Origin of the sequence: Streptomyces africanus (genome assembly GCF_002150735.1) — a bacterium.
Taxonomy (GTDB): domain Bacteria; phylum Actinomycetota; class Actinomycetes; order Streptomycetales; family Streptomycetaceae; genus Streptomyces; species Streptomyces africanus.
Map to the genome: position 1 here is coordinate 1 of NZ_MUKA01000402.1, position 17,359 is coordinate 17,359.

General features: G+C 70.9%; 17 protein-coding genes. 8 read left to right on the forward strand and 9 right to left on the reverse strand.

Going from position 1 to position 17,359, the window contains the following annotated elements; translation table 11 throughout:
• Nucleotides 1–28 precede the first annotated feature (28 nt).
• Nucleotides 29–1,027 (forward strand): CU044_5270 family protein, encoded by a 999-nt coding sequence (locus CCL05_RS37620; RefSeq protein ID WP_086565124.1) that lies wholly within the window; start codon nt 29–31, stop codon nt 1,025–1,027.
• Between the two features lie 19 nt (nt 1,028–1,046).
• Here the strand turns inward: CCL05_RS37620 and CCL05_RS37625 are convergent, their stop codons facing one another.
• Nucleotides 1,047–1,409, reverse strand: coding sequence for a nuclear transport factor 2 family protein (locus CCL05_RS37625; protein ID WP_086565125.1), 363 nt, complete (start codon nt 1,407–1,409; stop codon nt 1,047–1,049).
• A gap of 136 nt (nt 1,410–1,545) precedes the next feature.
• A complete protein-coding gene (locus CCL05_RS37630; RefSeq protein ID WP_086565126.1) occupies nt 1,546–3,300 on the reverse strand; it encodes an ABC transporter ATP-binding protein in 1,755 nt (584 codons plus the stop codon).
• 182 nt (nt 3,301–3,482) lie between these two features.
• Here CCL05_RS37630 and CCL05_RS37635 point away from each other — a divergent pair, with 182 nt between their 5' ends.
• From CCL05_RS37635 to CCL05_RS37650, 4 genes are all read left to right on the forward strand, one after another.
• Nucleotides 3,483–4,568: an S-(hydroxymethyl)mycothiol dehydrogenase gene (locus CCL05_RS37635; RefSeq protein WP_086565127.1), complete on the forward strand. Its 1,086-nt coding sequence runs from the start codon at nt 3,483–3,485 to the stop codon at nt 4,566–4,568.
• Nucleotides 4,568–5,197: an MBL fold metallo-hydrolase gene (locus CCL05_RS37640; protein ID WP_086565128.1), complete on the forward strand. Its 630-nt coding sequence runs from the start codon at nt 4,568–4,570 to the stop codon at nt 5,195–5,197. Before CCL05_RS37635 ends, CCL05_RS37640 begins: the two co-directional genes overlap by 1 nt.
• An 89-nt stretch (nt 5,198–5,286) precedes the next feature.
• Nucleotides 5,287–6,201: an SDR family oxidoreductase gene (locus CCL05_RS37645; protein ID WP_086565129.1), complete on the forward strand. Its 915-nt coding sequence runs from the start codon at nt 5,287–5,289 to the stop codon at nt 6,199–6,201.
• Between the two features lie 133 nt (nt 6,202–6,334).
• On the forward strand, nt 6,335–7,030 hold the full coding sequence (locus CCL05_RS37650; RefSeq protein ID WP_086565130.1) for a L,D-transpeptidase family protein: 696 nt from the start codon (nt 6,335–6,337) through the stop codon (nt 7,028–7,030).
• 37 nt (nt 7,031–7,067) lie between these two features.
• Here CCL05_RS37650 and CCL05_RS37655 read toward each other — a convergent pair whose 3' ends face one another.
• The 4 genes from CCL05_RS37655 to CCL05_RS37670 are packed head-to-tail and all read right to left on the reverse strand — an operon-like array spanning nt 7,068 to nt 11,563.
• Nucleotides 7,068–8,267: a Gfo/Idh/MocA family protein gene (locus CCL05_RS37655; protein ID WP_086565131.1), complete on the reverse strand. Its 1,200-nt coding sequence runs from the start codon at nt 8,265–8,267 to the stop codon at nt 7,068–7,070.
• A 28-nt stretch (nt 8,268–8,295) separates the two neighbouring features.
• A complete protein-coding gene (locus CCL05_RS37660) occupies nt 8,296–9,645 on the reverse strand; it encodes an ABC transporter substrate-binding protein (protein ID WP_086565132.1) in 1,350 nt (449 codons plus the stop codon).
• A 10-nt stretch (nt 9,646–9,655) separates the two neighbouring features.
• Complete coding sequence (locus tag CCL05_RS37665; protein ID WP_086565133.1) at nt 9,656–10,579, reverse strand: carbohydrate ABC transporter permease; 924 nt, start codon at nt 10,577–10,579, stop codon at nt 9,656–9,658.
• Nucleotides 10,580–10,597: 18 nt separating this feature from the next.
• Nucleotides 10,598–11,563, reverse strand: coding sequence for a carbohydrate ABC transporter permease (locus CCL05_RS37670; protein WP_086565134.1), 966 nt, complete (start codon nt 11,561–11,563; stop codon nt 10,598–10,600).
• A gap of 171 nt (nt 11,564–11,734) precedes the next feature.
• On the opposite strand from CCL05_RS37670, the gene CCL05_RS37675 reads away from it, so the two are divergent.
• From CCL05_RS37675 to CCL05_RS37685, 3 genes are all read left to right on the forward strand, one after another.
• The gene (locus CCL05_RS37675; RefSeq protein WP_086565135.1) at nt 11,735–12,895 is read left to right on the forward strand and encodes an ROK family transcriptional regulator; all 1,161 of its coding nucleotides are present in this window, start codon (nt 11,735–11,737) and stop codon (nt 12,893–12,895) included.
• A gap of 100 nt (nt 12,896–12,995) precedes the next feature.
• Nucleotides 12,996–13,181: a hypothetical protein gene (locus CCL05_RS37680; protein WP_037667954.1), complete on the forward strand. Its 186-nt coding sequence runs from the start codon at nt 12,996–12,998 to the stop codon at nt 13,179–13,181.
• Nucleotides 13,182–13,237: 56 nt separating this feature from the next.
• Complete coding sequence (locus tag CCL05_RS37685; protein ID WP_086565136.1) at nt 13,238–14,062, forward strand: EamA family transporter; 825 nt, start codon at nt 13,238–13,240, stop codon at nt 14,060–14,062.
• Nucleotides 14,063–14,088: 26 nt separating this feature from the next.
• Here the strand turns inward: CCL05_RS37685 and CCL05_RS37690 are convergent, their stop codons facing one another.
• The 3 genes from CCL05_RS37690 to CCL05_RS37700 all read right to left on the reverse strand — a co-directional run.
• The gene (locus CCL05_RS37690; RefSeq protein ID WP_086565137.1) at nt 14,089–15,069 is read right to left on the reverse strand and encodes an ornithine cyclodeaminase family protein; all 981 of its coding nucleotides are present in this window, start codon (nt 15,067–15,069) and stop codon (nt 14,089–14,091) included.
• Nucleotides 15,070–15,097: 28 nt separating this feature from the next.
• The gene (locus CCL05_RS37695) at nt 15,098–16,444 is read right to left on the reverse strand and encodes a S1 family peptidase (RefSeq protein ID WP_086565138.1); all 1,347 of its coding nucleotides are present in this window, start codon (nt 16,442–16,444) and stop codon (nt 15,098–15,100) included.
• A gap of 116 nt (nt 16,445–16,560) precedes the next feature.
• Nucleotides 16,561–17,359: hypothetical protein (locus tag CCL05_RS37700; RefSeq protein ID WP_086565139.1), on the reverse strand; the 799-nt coding region annotated here is incomplete at its 5' end.

Genomic DNA, 17,359 nt, shown 5'->3' on the forward strand with positions numbered 1-17,359 from the left:
CACGTGACCGCCCCTAAGGAACACGGCCATGGCTGACGAACTCGAACTGCTGCGCGGTGCCAACCCCGTGCCGTCCGACGGCCCCCACTTCGGCGACGGTCCCCTGGACCACGGCGCCGAGCGTCGGCTGGAGCGGCTGCTGCGTGAGCGGCCGCCACGCCGTCCGCGGGAGCGGCTGTGGTCCGGCACGGGCCGGCCCCGGCTGGCCTGGGGGCTCGTCGCCACGGCCGTCGTCGCCGCCCTGGCGCTGACCCTCGTACTGAGCGGCCCGAACACCACACCGGCGGTTGCCGCACCCCGTCCGCTGGTGGTGCAGACCGGCTCCACACCCCTGCCCCTGGGCCGGCTGGCCGAGCGCGCCGAACAGGCCGCCGCCGACGGCTCGCCCCGGCTGCGCAAGGGCACGCACGTGCAGTCCTGGAGCATGGGCATGTCGGACGACAAGCCCCCGATCACACTGCCCGAGGAGCGCATCGTGCGCTGGCGGGCCGACGGCAGCCACACGGAACTCGTCGTGGCGACCGACCCGAGACATCCGGGCCGACCGGTCCTCTCCGGCGCGGGCGGCGAGCCGCACCTCGTCGACGACGGGCACGTCCTGAGCGACCAGACCTATCCGCCGAGCTGGAGCGACGCCCCGCCCCAGTCCCCGCCGCCGCACGACCCCGCCCGGCTGCGCGCCTATCTGACGGAGGCTCAGTACACGGACACTCCGCTGACCACGCCTCAGCTGCTGGACGCCGTCAAGGTGCTGCTCGACCACTGGACCCTCGGCGCCCGGGAGACCGCGGCACTCGCCCGCCTCCTGGCCGGCACCGAGGGACTGCGGCCCGTCGGCCAGGTGACCGACCGCCTCGGGCGACGCGGTCAGGCGTACGTGTACGACGGTCCCGGCGCCCACCACATGCTGATCATGAACCCGGTCACCGGCGCCGTCCTCGGTCTGGAGACCACCTTCTCCACCGCCGAACCCGAGTACGGCGTCAAGAAGGGTGACGTCATGTCGTACAGCGCCTGGATGCGCTGACACCGTCGCGTCGGCTCTCCTACTCGTCCCAGGCCTGGACCAGGGTCTGTTCGGCGATCTTGCCGTTCCGCAGCGAGAGCATGGACTCGGACAGGACGCGCACACCGTCCGCGTACTGGCAGCTCTCGCTGTAGGCGGCCTCGTCGCCCTGGATGACGCACCGCTCCAGCTTGTGGGTCATGTCGCGGCTGTAGACGTCCTCGAGCATCCGGCTGATCTCGTCCCGGCCGTGCAGGACCTTGGGGTGGCTGGGCTGGGTCGTGTGGTCGACGATGCGGAACTCCGCGTCGTCCGCGTAGAGCGAGAGCAGAACGTCCGGGCTCTGTTCCACACCCTGGCGCAGTGTCTCTCTGTCGAAGGCGGGGTCTGCCGCGGTTCCCATGATGACCTCCTTCGAAGGGCCGCGGCCCGGTCGGGAGCGGGCCGCGCGGGGTCTCTCCTGTCGAGCCTCCTCCCGTCCGGCGGGCTCGGCAAGCGCAGCCGGACCACCGGGCCCGCCAGGGTCCGTGCCCTCCGGCTCAGTCCGCCGAGGCCAGGAACTGGGTCGCCGCCAGCTCCGCGTAGAGCGGGTCGGCGGTCACCAGCTCACGGTGCGTGCCGACCGCCCGCACCCGGCCCGCGTCCATCACCACGATCCGGTCGGCCATCGTCACCGTGGACAGCCGGTGCGCGACCACGAGGACCGTGGTCGTACGGGCCACGTCCGCGACGGTGTCGCGCAGCGCCGCCTCGTTGACCGCGTCCAGCTGCGAGGTCGCCTCGTCGAGCAGCAGCAGCCGGGGGCGGCGCAGCAGAGCCCGGGCGATGGCGACCCGCTGCCGCTCACCGCCCGACAGCTTGGTGCCACGGTGCCCGACGAGCGTGTCGAGGCCGGCGGGCAGCCGCGCGACCAGGCCGTCGAGACGGGTGGTCTTCAGCACCCGGGCGAGGGCGTCGTCGTCCGCCTCCGGATTGCCCAGCAGCAGGTTGTCCCGCAGGGAGCCCGACAGGACCGGCGCGTCCTGCTCCACATAGCCGATCGCCGCGCGCAGTTGCGTCAGCTCCCAGGCGGCGAGGTCGCGCCCGTCGAACGTGATCACCCCGGATTCCGGATCGTAGAACCGCTCGATCAGCGAGAAGACGGTGGTCTTGCCGGCGCCGGACGGGCCCACGAACGCCGTCATGCCCTGCGCGGGCACGGCGAACGTCACGCCGTGGTGGACGTACGGCAGATCGTCGGCGTAGCGGAAGCGGACGTCGTCGAAGGCGAGGGCGGCGGGCTGCGCACCGGGGGAGGGGAGCGGGGCGGCAGCCGCCGTCGGCTCGGCGGGCAGCAGCAGCGCCTCCTGGATGCGGGTGAGGGCGGCGGCGCCCGTCTGGTACTGCGTGACGGCGCCGACGACCTGCTGTATCGGCGACATCAGATAGAAGACGAACAGCAGGAACGCGACCAGCGTGCCCACGTCGATCGCGCCGGTCGCCACGCGTGCGCCGCCCACCGCGAGCACCGTGATGAAGGCGATCTGCATGGCGAGCCCCGCCGTGTTGCCCGCGGCCGCCGACCACTTGGCGGCCCGCACGCTCTGCCGCCACGACTCCTGCGCCGCCTCGTGCAGCGTGCGCTCCTCCCGGTGCTCGGCACCGGACGCCTTCACGGTGCGCAGGGCGCCGAGGATCCGCTCCAGCGAGGCACCCATGACACCCACCGCGTCCTGTGCCTGCCGGCTCGCCTTGTTGATCCGCGGCACGATCACGCCGAGGATCACGCCCGCGCCCGCGATGACGGCCAGGGTGACGCCCAGCAGCACGGGCTCCACCAGGCCCATCATCACCACCGTGGCGACGAGCGTGAGCCCGCCCGTGCCCAGCCCGACCAGCGAGTCGGTGGTGACCTCGCGCAGCAGGGTGGTGTCGGAGGTGATCCGGGCCATCAGGTCGCCCGGCTCGGTGCGGTCCACGGCTCCGACGCGCAGCCGCAGCAGATACGACGACAGCGAGCGCCGCGCACCGAGCACCACCGACTCGGCGGTGCGCCGCAGCACGTACGAACCCAGCGCGCCGACCGCCGCGTTGGCCACGACCAGGGCCGACATCAGCAGCAGCGCGCCGGTGATGGCCCGGTCGTGCGCCAGATCGTCGATCAGGCCCCGCGCCACCAGCGGCAGCATCAGTCCGGTCGCCCCGGTGACCAGCGAGAGCACGGCACCGGCGAACAGGGACCGGCGGTGCGGCCGTACGTATCCGAGGAGCAGGCGCCAGGCGGGGGTACCGGTCTCGGTCTCTGCGATGCTCACGTCGCTCCTTCGGCGTCGGGCGGAGCTGTCAGGTTACGGGGGCCGCCGGGTGCGGTGCCCCGCGTTTTCGGGCAGCGCGTGAGCTGGTGATACGGCGCCTCGGGTGGCTGATCCGCATCCCTTACCGATCAGTCGCGCGTAGGGTCGGAGAGGAAGGCATCCGGGCCGACGAAGGAGTCAGCATGGCGCAGGAAGTACGCGGTGTGATCGCACCCGGCAAGGACGAGCCGGTACGGATCGAGACGATCGTCGTGCCCGATCCCGGCCCGGGGGAGGCGGTCGTGCGCGTCCAGGCCTGCGGGGTGTGCCACACCGACCTGCACTACAAGCAGGGCGGCATCAGCGACGACTTCCCCTTCCTGCTCGGCCACGAGGCCGCGGGCGTGGTCGAGGCGGTCGGCGACGGCGTCACCGACGTCGAGCCCGGTGACTTCGTGATCCTCAACTGGCGTGCGGTGTGCGGGAAGTGCCGCGCCTGTCTGCGCGGGCGGCCCTGGTACTGCTTCGACACCCACAACGCCGAGCAGAAGATGACGCTCACCGACGGCACGGAACTGTCCCCGGCCCTCGGTATCGGCGCCTTCGCCGAGAAGACCCTGGTCGCGGCCGGGCAGTGCACCAAGGTCGACCCGGACGTCGCCCCGCAGGTGGCCGGGCTGCTCGGCTGCGGCGTCATGGCCGGCATCGGCGCCGCGATCAACACCGGAAACGTCGGGCGGGGTGACACGGTCGCCGTCATCGGCTGCGGCGGCGTCGGCGACGCGGCCGTCGCCGGCTCGCACCTCGCCGGAGCGGCGAGGATCATCGCCGTCGACATCGACGACCGCAAGCTGGAGACCGCCCGGACCATGGGCGCCACCCACACCGTCAACTCGCGCGAGACCGACCCGGTCGAGGCGATCCGCGACCTCACCGGCGGTTTCGGCGCCGACGTCGTCATCGAGGCCGTCGGCCGCCCGGAGACGTACAAGCAGGCCTTCTACGCCCGCGACCTCGCCGGCACGGTCGTCCTGGTCGGCGTGCCCACGCCCGAGATGAAACTGGAACTGCCGCTGCTGGACGTGTTCGGGCGCGGCGGGGCGCTGAAGTCGTCGTGGTACGGCGACTGCCTGCCCTCCCGCGACTTCCCCATGCTGATCGACCTGCATCTGCAGGGGCGCCTGGACCTCGGTGCGTTCGTCACCGAGACCATCCAGCTGGACGAGGTGGAGAAGGCGTTCGAGCGGATGCACCACGGCGACGTGCTGCGCTCGGTGGTGGTGCTGTGATGGCCGCCCGCGTCGAACACCTCGTCACCTCAGGGCAGTTCAGCCTCGACGGCGGCACCTGGGACGTCGACAACAACGTCTGGATCGTCGGCGACGACCACGAGGCGATCGTCATCGACGCCGCCCACGACGCCGACGCCATCGCCCGTGCCGTCGGAGACCGCCGGCTCACGGCCATCGTGTGCACCCACGCCCACAACGACCACATCGACGCCGCGCCCGCCCTCGCCGAGCGCACCGGCGCCACCATCTGGCTGCACCACGACGACCTGCCGCTGTGGAAGCAGACCCACCCGGACCGCGAGCCGGACGCCTGGCTGGTCGACGGCCAGGTGATCGAGGCCGGTGGCGCCGACCTGCGCGTCCTGCACACCCCGGGGCACGCGCCCGGCGCGGTGTGCCTGTACGACCCCGGGCTCGCCACCGTCTTCACCGGGGACACCCTCTTCCAGGGCGGCCCCGGGGCCACCGGCCGGTCCTTCTCGCACTTCCCGACGATCATCGACTCGATCCGCGACCGCCTCCTGGCGCTGCCGCCCGAGACGAAGGTCCTCACCGGCCACGGAGACGCCACGACCATCGGCGCGGAGGCCCCGCACCTCCAGGAGTGGATCGCCCGCGGCCACTGACCGCGTGTCGCAGTAAAAGGCGACAGAAGATGTCCGGCTTACCCGTCACTGTGGAGGCGACGAGCAGCCACGGTCACGGGAGGTCGGACATGTCAGCTCCGCTGAAGGGCAAGGTCGCACTGGTCGCCGGTGCGACCCGGGGCGCCGGACGAGGCATGGCGGTGGAACTCGGCGCGGCAGGCGCCACCGTCTACGTCACCGGACGCAGCACGCGCACCCGCCGCTCGGAGTACGACCGGCCCGAGACCATCGAGGACACCGCCGACCTGGTCACCGAGGCCGGCGGGCAGGGCATCGCCGTACCCGCCGACCACCTTGACCCGGCGCAGGTCCGCGCCCTCGTGGACCGGATCGCCGGCGAGCAGGGCCGCCTCGACGTCCTGGTCAACGACATCTGGGGCGGCGAGAAGCTCTTCGAGTGGGAGAGCCCGTTGTGGGAGCACGACCTCGACAAGGGCCTGCGCCTGCTCAGGCTCGCGGTCGAGACGCACGCGATCACCAGCCACCACGCCCTGCCGCTGCTGCTGCGCCGGCCCGGCGGCCTGGTCGTCGAGGTCACCGACGGCACCGCCGACTACAACGGCGGCCACTACCGCGTGAACTTCTTCTACGACCTCGCCAAGGCCTCCGTCCTGCGCATGGCCTTCGCCCTCGCCCATGAACTCGGCCCGCGCGGCGCCACCGCCGTAGCCCTCACCCCCGGCTGGCTGCGCTCGGAGATGATGCTCGACATCTACGGGGTACGGGAGGACAACTGGCGCGACGCCCTGGAGCGCGAGCCCCACTTCGCCATCTCGGAGACCCCGCGCTACGTCGGCCGGGCCGTGGCCGCGCTCGCCGCCGACCCGGACGTGGCGCGCTGGAACGGCCGGTCCCTCTCCAGCGGCGGCCTGGCCCGGGAGTACGGCTTCACCGACCTCGACGGCAGCCGCCCGGACGCCTGGCGCTACCTCGTCGAGGTGCAGGACGCGGGCAAGCCGGCCGACACGACCGGCTACCGGTGAGGGGCCGGCCGTGTGGTGAGGTATGTCACCGTTTCGTCGCAGACTGCCGGACCGCACAACCGAACCCCCCGTCCGCCCGTCTACCTGGCAGGGATCGCAGACACCGACCACTTCCGAAGGGGCATGACCAACCATGGGGGACGTACGCAGACGCGGCGCCATCGCGCTCGGGATCACCGCACTGGTGGCACCGCTCACACTCGCACTCGGGGCCGGTCCGGCCGCGGCAGCGAGCTGCACCACCAAGACCGGTCCGTACCAGAAGCAGGTGGAGAAGTTCCTGGGCCGTCCGGTCGACGGCAAGCAGTCCGCCGCCGACTGCAAGGCGATCCAGGCCTTCCAGACCAAGCACGGCATCTCCCCGAACGCCGGCTACGCCGGGCCCGTCACCTGGGGCGTGATGGACCTGATGCAGAAGCAGAAGGCCGTCGGGACGAACCCCAACAAGGACGGCAAGTGCCCGGTGAACAAGGGCCGGATCGCCTGCGTGAACCTGAGCCTCCAGCTGAGCTGGATCCAGGACGGCAAGAAGCTCGTCTACGGCCCCGTCCCGGTCCGCACGGGCCGCGACGGCTACGAGACCCGCACCGGCCTGAAGAAGATCTACTGGCGGGACATCGACCACGTCTCGTCGATCTACGACGTGCCGATGCCCTACAGCCAGTTCTTCGACGGCGGCCAGGCCTTCCACTCGGTGGGCGTCAGCATGTGGAACCCGCCGGGCTCGCACGGCTGCGTCAACATGACCAAGAGCGACGCGCAGAAGTACTGGTCGCTGCTGAAGAAGAACGACGACGTCTTCGTGTACGGCCGCAAGCCGGGCACCTGACCCCAGGCACCCGGCTCGCACGCCTCTCTCAGGGCCCCTACAGGGGCGCGTCCCCGAAGTCCGGGATCTCCAGCCGTACCCCGCCCTGCCGCGCGGACTCGTGCGCGATGATGCCCGGCAGGGTGTAGCGGGCGGCCACCCACGCGTTCACCGACGGCAGGGTGCGCGTGTTGACGGCGGTCACGAAGTCGTCCACCAGGAAGTGGTGGCTGCCCTCGTGGCCGTTGTGGAGGTGGTCGAACTCCCTCGGCAGCCGCGCCCGGTCGTGCACGGGAGCCGACCCGGAGGTGAAGGCGGCCCGCAGCTCCGGCGCGATGTGCTGGAGCGAGGGGTCGTCGGGCGCCATGGTGGGCTTGGGCTCCAGCAGTTCGCTGATGTCCTTCACCCCCTGCTTGTCCTGCCACAGGGCGACCGTCGCGAGCTGCTCCATGCTCGCCTCGGTGCCGAAGAAGCGGAAGCGCGACTCCCGTATGTGCGAGGGGTAGCCGACCCGCCGGAACTCGTTCGTACGGAACGAGCCGCCGCCCGCCACCTCGAACAGCGCCGTGGCGTTGGAGAAGTCGTTGCCGAACTGGCTGATCTCCTTGTCGAAGACGCCGTCGCCCCGGTCGTCGACGACACCGACCGCCGACACGCTGACCGCGTGCGTCTTCCAGGCGCCCAGCACCCCGCCGACCGCGTGCGTCGGGTACAGCAGCGGGGGGTAGCTGGCGGTGGCCTTCCAGTTCTCGCCGCCGCTGTACTGGTACGCCTCGTAGAACCCCAGGTCCATGTCGTGGACGTAGTCGCCCTCGGCGTAGAACAGCCGCCCGAAGGCGCCCTCGGCGATCTGGTTGCGGGCGTGGACCGTCGCCGGGTTGTACTCGCTGGTCTCGCCCATCATGTAGGTCAGCCCGGTGGCCTTGACGGCGTCGATGATCGCCGCGATCTCCTCCGCGGTGATCGCCATGGGGACCGCGGAGTACACGTGCTTGCCGGCGCTCAGGCCCTGGAGCACCAGCGGCCCGTGCGTCCAGCGCTGGGTGAAGATCGCGACGGCGTCGACGTCCTCCGACTCCAGCATGGCCTGGTACGACGGGAAGGTGCCCGTCAGCCCCTGGGCGGAGGCGAGTTGCCCGGCCCGCTCGGGCAGCAGGTCGGTGACATAGACGTCGCTGACGCCGGGGTGGGCCTGGAACAGCGTGGCGAACTGGCCCGAGAACTGTCCGGCGCCGACGATGCCGATGGAGAACGTCATGTAAGGCGTGTCCTTCACTGGTGGGTGATCACTGCGAGAGGATCAGGTTGATCTGTTCGTTGGTCTCGTCGAGGCTGCTGACCGGCTTTCCGTTGCCGTAGATGTCCTCCATCGCGGGCTGCATGAGCGCCGTCATGTCCGCCGAGTAGCTGGCGATCGGGTACGAGAAGGTCCGGAAGTCCTTCTTGTCGGCCACGGGCTTGGTGAACGACGAGACGTCGATGCCCTTCTTCCGGTACGCGGCGACGGCGGCCTCGGTCCCGGCCTTCGTCGCGGGGAAGACGACGCCGTACCGGCCGACGACCTTCTGGCACGCGTCCGAGGCCAGGTACGCCACCCACTTCTTGGCGCCCGCCTTGTTCTTGGATGCCTTGGTGACGGAGTCGGCGAGGCCGTTCATCATCGTGGCGCGCTTGCCGGTCGGACCGACCGGCGTCAGGGCGGTCTTGATGTCCCGGCCCTTGAAGCCCGCGTACGTGGAGATCATCCAGGCCCCGTCGAAGGCGGTGGCGGCCTTGCCCGCCGCGACCTGGGTGTTCGCCTGGTTGGACTGGACGTTGTAGTCGGACAGCGGCGGCATGTAGCCCTTCTTCGCCAGACCGAAGTACCACTGGACGACCGACTGGAAGGTCTTGCTGTCGTACTGGTACTTCGTGCCCCAGCGCGGCTTGTCCAGGTAGCTCCACCCGGCGGAGGCGGCGAAGTTGCTCCACTGGGTCTGGCCGTCGCCGAAGCCGCCGCCGTTGCTGGCCAGGCCGTACACCTTGACGTTGTTCTTGTCGAAGCCGGGCTCGTCGCCCCGCTTGCCGTTCCTGTCGATCGTGAGGTGGGCGACGGCCTTCTCGAAGGTGCCGCCGTCCTTCGGGTTCCAGGACAGGCTGTTGAGCTGCTCGGCGGTGAGACCGGCGGCCTTCGTCATCTTCGAGTTGTAGAACAGCGCGACCGTGTCCCAGTCCTTGGGGGCGCCGTAGCGGTGGCCGTCCTTGCCGACCCAGTTGGCGGCGAGGCCCGGCTGGTAGTCGGTGTCCTTGATGCCGAGGTCGTCGAGCGGTTCGAGGACCTTCAGGTCGGCGTACTGGCCGAAGTTCTGGATGTGGTCGGTGAACACGTCCGGCTGGGTGCCGGCGATGAACCCGGCGGTGAGCTTGGTCCAGTAGTCGCTCCAGCCCAACTGGGTGATCTTGACGTTCAGTCCGGGGTTCTCCTTCTCGAGCCCCTTGGCACAGGCCTGGTAGGCGGGCAGCTGGTTGGCGTCCCACAGCCAGTACGTGACCGTGTGCGCGGAGGACCCGGCGGCGCCGCCCTGGGCGCATCCGCTGACCAGGGACAGCGCCAGCGCTCCGGAGGCCGCGACGAGCGTACGCAGACGTATTCGCATGACAGTCCCTCTACTTGATCCCGGTGAAGCCGATGGAGCTGACGATGCGGCGCGCGAAGCAGGCGAACAGCACCAGCATCGGCAGCGCGGCGATCAGCGTCGCCGCCATGAGCCCGGACCAGTCGACGCCGGTCGCCGGGGTCTGCGCCCGGAAGATCGCCAGCGCCACGGTCAGCACCCGCGAGCTGTCGCTGTAGGAGACCATCAGCGGCCAGAAGTAGTCGTTCCAGGAGGTGATGTACGTCAGCACGCCCAGCGTGACGATCGGTGTGGACGCCATCGGCAGCACCACCCGGAAGAAGATCTTGACCTTCCCGGCACCGTCGAGCAGCGCGGCCTCCTCGACCTCCTGCGGGATGTTCATGAAGAACTGCCGCAGGAAGAACACCGCGAACGGCGTCATGAACATGGTGGGCAGGGCGATGCCGAGGAGCGTGTCCACCAGGTGCAGTTGCTTGATGAGCACGAAGTTCGGCAGCAGGGTGAAGATGGCGGGCACCATCATCCCGGCCAGGAACAGGCCGAACACCTTGTCCCTCCCGCGCCAGCGCAGCCGCGAGAAGGCGTACGCCGCCATCGCGGAGAAGAACAGCTGACAGCCGGTGATCAGGGTCGAGACCAGCACCGAGTTGAGCAGATAGCGCCAGAAGTCGAGCCCGCCGCCGGCACCGCCCTGTTTGACGGCCTCCTCGGCCGACTGCATGCCCAGGGCGCGTTCGAAGCCGCTCGTGGTGAGGTCCACGGGCAGGGGGTTGGTCGGATCCGCGTTGAGCCCCGCGTTGGTGGACAGCGCGGTGCGCAGGATCCAGTAGAACGGCAGCAGGGTGATGAGGAGGATCAGCCCCATCACGGTCCAGGCGGCGGCCCGCCCGAAGGGGAACCTGCGCCTGACCGGTCGCAGGGTCGTCGGCGTCGTTGTCGTCACGGCAGCCATGGCGGTGTCTCCCTTCCGTCAGCCGAGGTCGGTCCGGCCGGCCCGGGTGAGCCGGTACTGCAGGACGGTGATCGCGCTCAGCACGACCAGCAGGGCGACGGACATGGCCGAGGCGTAGCCGAACTGGAAGCGCCCGAAGGCCGAGCCGTAGATGTAGTACTGGAGCACGTTGGTCGCGTTCGCCGGACCGCCCGCGGTGGTCACGGCCACGGTGTCGAACACCTGGAACGACCCGATCACCGTCATGATCAGCACGACCGCGAGCACCGGCCGCAGCAGCGGCATGGTGATCCGCCAGAACATCCGCCACTCGCTCGCGCCGTCCACCCGGGCCGCCTCGTACATGTCGCCCGGGATCGCCTGGAGACCGGCGAACAGCAGCAGCGCGGTGTACCCGACGTGCCGCCACACGTTGATGAGCGCGATCGTCGGGATCGCCCAGGTCTCGTCGGCGAGGAACGGGATGCGGTCGACGCCGACGGCGCTGATGATCTCGTTGCCGATGCCGAGCTGGGTGTCGAGGATCCAGAGCCAGACCAGACCGGCGACGACGTTCGACATCAGGTACGGCGTGAGCACGATGCCGCGCAGCATCGCCGACTGGGTCAGCCGCTGGAGGAGGACGGCGATGGCGAGCGCCGCGACCGTCTGCACGCCGATGTTGATGACGACGTACTCGACGGTGACCTTCAACGAGCTCCAGAAGATGGGGTCGTGGACCATCCGGACGTAGTTGTCCAGGCCCACCCACTCGGCAGGTGTCAGCAGGTTGAAGCGGGTGAAGCTCAGGTAGATGCCCCGGAGCGTCGGCCAGAGCAGGAAGACCACGAAGCCGAGCAGCGCCGGCGCGATGAAGAGCGCGGCCAGCCGTCCGTCACCCCGGTTCTCGCCCACGTCGGTCCGTCGTGTCCTGGGTTTGCTGCGGGCCTTCGCCGCGCCGCCCACGGGCAGACGCGACGGAGGGCTGCTGGAGGCGATGGTCATCGGGAGACTCCCTCGCTGCGGCGGCTCGTCCTCTGGCGGGACTTACTTTTGGCGCGAAACAATTGCTGCGTCAAGAGGGGTGCAAACATCTTTTCTCAGGAACCTTCATCGCCATAGAGTGGTCATGTTGGTTTCAGTGCGAAAGAAAAGGGCGAGGGGAGTCGCACGGACATGACCGCAGGCATCGCCAGCTGGCCGCCGCTGAGCCCGGGAGAGCGCTCGGTGGCCATCGAGGTGCTCGTGCACGGCCCGCTGTCGCGCACCGAACTCGCCCGCAGGCTGGGGCTGTCGGCCGGCAGCCTCACCCGGCTGACCAAGCCGCTGATCGAGTCCGGCCTGCTGGTCGAGGTGGCCGAGGCGGGCGTGTCGGCGGAGGCGCGCCAGGGCCGCCCGTCGACACCGCTGGACGTCGTCGCCGACTCCTGGTCCTTCCTCGGCTTCAAGATCACCGAGGACATGGTCTACGGCGTCGTCACCACGCTCAGAAGCGACATCGTCGCCCGCCACGACCGTCCGCTCACCACTCATGACCCGGCCGAAGTCGCCGACGTGCTCGGGGAGATGACCGCCGAGCTGGTCCGGGACCACCCCCGGCTCGCCGGGATCGGCATCGGGGTCGGCGGTTTTGTCCAGGACCGTGCCGTGGTCGGGGAGTCCCCGTTCCTGCTGTGGCGGGACGTGCCCCTGGCTGAACTCGTCGAGGAGCGCACCGGGCTGCCCGTCGTCGTGGAGAACGACGTCGCCGCCCTGGTCGAGTCCGAGACCTGGTTCGGTGCCGGACGCGGCCTGGACCGCTTCGTCGTCCTCACCATCGGCGCCGGCATCGGCTACGGGCTGGTCCTGGGCGGCAAGCGGGTGGCCTACGCCGAGGAGGACCGCGGCTTCGGCCGGCACTGGATCGTCGACCCCAACGGACCGCTCACCCCGGACGGCCGGCGCGGCAGTGCCGTCTCGCTGCTGACCATCCCCAACATCCGCTATCAGGTCCAGGCCGCCACCGGCCGCGACCGGACCTACGAGGAGATCCTCGCGGCGGCCGCCGCCGGGGAGCCGATGCCCGTCCGGGTCGTCGACGAGGCCGCCCGGGCGCTGGGCACGCTCGTCGCGCAGATCTCCAACTTCGTGATGCCGCAGAAGATCCTGCTCGCGGGGGAGGGGGTCGGGCTGATGGACGTGGCCGGCAAGACGGTCGAGGACGCCGTCCGCGACAACCGGCACCCCTTGGCCGCACCGGTCGAACTGGAGACGAAGGTGTCCGATTTTCACGACTGGGCGCGCGGTGCGGCCGTTCTGGCCATCAAGGTGCTGGTGCTGGGATCGGCCGAAGCGTGAACAGGCTCACGTTTACTGGGAGATGGACGTGATCAGCAACACTGTCCGGAATGACCGTTTACCTCACGATTACTCACATCGTCTTCACCTGCGGCGACGTATGCTTCACAGCATGTCCACCACTGTTGAATCCTCTTCCCAGCGAACGGCTGACGAGGTCAACGAGGAGATCCGGGCCCTGTGGCGCCGGTCGGGCGGGACACTGAGCGTCGAGCAGCGCGAGGAATACCAGCGGCTCGTCCTGGAGTGGGCCGCCGCGGCCCCGCAGTCCGCGCCCGCGGCCTGAGCGTCAGCCAGGTCAGCTGACGCATCGGACCCTCGTCCCGGGGCACCCCTGATCCAATGGGTGCCCTTCTCGCACTTTCCTCGGCCGTCGTCTACGGCATCGTCGACTTCGCCGGCGGTCTGCTGTCCCGGCACATCCACCACGCCGCCGTCACCTTCCTCGGCCAGCTCGGCGGACTGCTGCTCGCCTGCGCCGCAGCGCTCCTCATCCCCGCCGACACCGTCCACACCGCCGACCTGCTGTGGGGCGCGCTGTCCGGCGTCGGCAGCGGCATCGCCATGCGGTTCCTCAACCGCGGGCTGAGCAGCGGCGCGATGAGCGTCGTGGTGCCCGTGAGCGCCGTCACCGGCGTCGCGCTGTCGGTGCTGTGCGGGGTGCTCGTCCTCGGCGACCGCCCGGGGGCCCTGGCCTGGCTGGGCATCGCCGTCACGGTGCCCGCGCTCTGGTTCGTCTCCGGAGGCGGGGGCGGCGCGGGCAAGGGGACGGCGGACGGACTGCTCGCCAGCGCGGGCGTGGCCGTGCAGTACCTCGCCCTCGGGCAGGCGGCCGCCGCGAGCGGACTGTGGCCCGTCGCCGCGGGCCGTGTCGCCGCGGTCCTCATCCTCCTGCCGGACGCCGCACGCCACGCCCGCCGGCTGAGGCTGCCGCCCGGCCGCTGCGTCCAGGCTCTCTCCATCGGGGCCGGCGCGGCCCTCGGCCTCGTGCTGTATCTGCTCGCCGCGCAGCGCCAGTTGCTGGCCATCGCCGTCGTCCTCGCGTCCCTCTACCCGGCCCTGCCCGTCATCCTCGGCCTCGTCCTCCTGCACGAGCGGATCAGCCGCCGCCAGGCGCTGGGGCTGCTGGGAGCGGGGGTGGCGACGGTGCTGCTCACGCTGGGGTGAGGCAGAGACGCCCCGGCGTCGGCGTGTCACGCCTCACCCTCGTCCTCCGGCCGCGAGGGGAACCGGAAGCCGACCCCGACCCCGTCCCGCAGCGCCGCCTCATAGGCGGCCCAGGAGAGTGCGAGATCCTGCCAGGGCAGACCGACCGGGGTGTAGACCGTCACCTGCCCGGCATCGGTGCGCGCCGGGACGGTCCCCTCGACAACCCGGCCCAGCACGGCCGCGGCATCCTCCCGGCCCAGGCCCGCACTGCCCAGCGCGCCGGACGTCATGGCCAGGTCGAGGTCGTCCACGATCACGCGCGCATGCCGCAGCAACCCGGCGTCCAGCTCCGCCTTGCCCGGTTCGTCCGCTCCCAGTGAGGTGATGTGCGCGCCCGGCCGGACGTCCGGAAGGTGCAGCAGCGGGCGTCGGGACCAGGTCGCGGTGACGACGCTGTCACAGGTGCGGGCGACCTCCCGCGCACTGCCGACGACCTCGCACGCGAGTCCGGCCCGTTGCCAGACCTCGGCCATCCGGTGCGCCCGTTCGCCGTCGGCGTCGTGGATGACGAGCCGCTCGACCGTGCGCAGCCGGGTCAGCCCGCGCAGCGTCATGTCCGCCTGGGCTCCGGCGCCGATGATCCCCACAGCGCGTGCTCCCGCCGGGCTGAGCAGAGCGGTGGCCAATGCCGCCGACAGCCCGGTCCGCCACGCGGTCACGAACGCGGAGTCCAGCAGCGCGAGCAACTCCCCGGTCCTCAGGTCGTGGAGACAGACGATGCCGGAGATCGCCGGGTCGGAGCCCGGGAACTTGGCGTTCACCTTGACCGTGTAGGCGGGGATGCCCGGCAGCAGCCCCGGCAGCAGGACGGCGATGCTCCCGGCGGACGTCGGCAGGCTCTGGCGCACGCGCCGCGGGGGCGTCTGCGTGCCGAGGGCCGCGACAAAGCCCTGGCGCAGCGCCGGGAGCACGTCCTCGGGTGTGACCACCCGCCGGAGCTCGGTGGCGCCGAGCAGTACGGTCATGAGGCGTCCTCACCCCGACGTACCGATGTCATCCCCAAGTAGCCGAGTAGTGCTGCCGATACGCCTTGCGGTCCTGCTCCGCGCGGATCCACCGGGTCGCCACCAGGGCGACGAGGCTGCCCGCGATCACCAGCAGGCCGGGGCCGACGTTGCGCGGGTCGGTGAGGCGGGTCAGCAGGCCCGACACGTCCTCGCCCGTGACCGGTGCCGACGAGCCGGGCGAGGCGGCGCCCTGCGAGGCCGCCGGCGCGGGGGAGGCGCCGGTGCCGCCGGCCTGCTTGGCCACGATCAGCTTGACGCCCAGCTCGGTGAGCGCCTTCGTCACCGGCTGGAAGAACGTCGTACCGCCCGCCGTGCAGTCCCCGCTGCCGCCCGACGTCACGCCGAGCGCGATGCCGTCGGCGAACATCGGGCCGCCGCTGTCACCGGGTTCGGCGCACACGTTCGTCTCGATGAGACCGGTGACCGTGCCCTCCGGGTAGTTGACCGTCGCGTTCAGCGCGGTCACCTCCCCCTCGCGCAGCCCGCTGGTGCTGCCGCTGCGGAAGATCTTCTGCCCGACCTCCGCATCGGCCACGCCCGTGATCCGCACACCTTTGCCGCCACCGACCGCCACGACGTCCGCACCCTCGCCCGCGCGGCCGCTGTCGTACTTCACCAGGGAGTAGTCGTCACCGGGAAAGCTCCCCTTGAGGGACGAGCCGACCTGCTTCCGGCCCCGGTCGTCGGCGAACCAGACGGAACCGTCGGGCCCGCAGTGCCCGGCCGTGAGGATGTAGTCGGTCGTCCCGTCGGTCACGTTGAAGCCCGCCGAACAGCGCCCGGCGGTCGACAGGATCGGCTGCGCGCCGTTGACCCGCGTCGTGAACGTGCCCTCGGTGCGCTCCATGCGCACGAAGCCGCCGATGCCCTCCGCGACGTCGGTCAGCCGCGACCAGTCGGAGGCGGAGACGGTGCTGTCGCCCCGGACCACCACCTCGTTGCTCTTGTAGTCCAGGGCCCAGGCGGTGCCGGGCACCCGGGGCGCCGAACGCAGCGTCGCCGTGGCGGACTTGAGGTCGCTCATGCTGTGGCGCACCATCTTCGCCCGCGCACCGGCGCGCTCGACCTCGTCGGCCGCCTTCTCGTCCGTGACCGCCACGACCGGCCGGCCCGCGGAGTCGACCCAGCTGCCCGCCGTACGGGAGGTGCCGAGTCGGGACACCAGGTCGGTGCCCATGCTCGTGGCCGGCCGCGCGGAGTACGGGACGCCGATCGATGGGTCGGGGGACTCGCTCGCCACGGCGTTTGTGACCATCGCTCCTCCGAGAAGGAGTCCGCCGACGGCCGCCAGCCGTGTCACTCGCCGGACGACCCGTCGTCGTGCGTGCCTCATGCATGGCTCCCGAACCCGAACATCACGATGTGAACACCGCGGGGCACTCCTTGAGTTGAGTGCCCTCTTCCCATACGGGGCGCAGCCGTGCCGTGTTCAGCGCACACGTGATCTCTTCACCGCCGGCCGGCGGCGGGTACGGTCGGATCGAGGTCCGCCACAGCGGTGAGCAGGGCCCGGCTGCGCGCGTCGCCCCACACCGAGGCCGGATCGACGTAGGGCCGCAGCAGGGCGGTGAGCGCGGGGTCCCCGCGTCCGTTCAGCTCGTCGGAGGCGATCTTGCGGGCGATCCCCGCGAGGAAGTCCGCCACCTGCACGCGCGCGTCCTCGCGCGCGACGATCAACCGCAGCCCGGCCAGGCCGACCCCCGCCTGCCGGGCCGTCTCCTCGATCCAGGCGATGCGGTCCGGGGTCAGCATGTTCTGCCGGTCGTGCACCAGACGGACGGGATGCCCGTCGCCGCTCCACAGCGCGGCCGTCCGGACGATCGCCGGCAGCAGCGGGTTGAGCACCGGGATCAGGGGCGGCCCGTCCAGGAACGCCGCCCGGTAGGACACCGCTCGGGCCCGGGTCGCTGCCAGCCGTTCGAGGACCTCCGTCACCTCCGTGTCCGGACGAGCGCGCCGCAGGGTGCCGACCGTGTCGTAGAAGACCTCCACGGGGACACCCGGTTCCCCGTTGTTGCGCACCCGCAGCAGCTGGTTGGCCGCCTCCAGGAACGCCCGCCAGCCGTCCTCCCCGAAGGTCCTTCGGCCCTCGCGGAACAGGACGAGGGCCGCGCCCGGGTCGCCCAGCAGCAGGCCGACGGCCCGGTCCACCACGAAGAAGGTCTTCTCCATGAGATGCACCCGCGCCCGCCCGTGGATCGGCCCGTCCGGCGCGAGCAGCCACTCCAGCACCGCGCGGTGCTTCTCC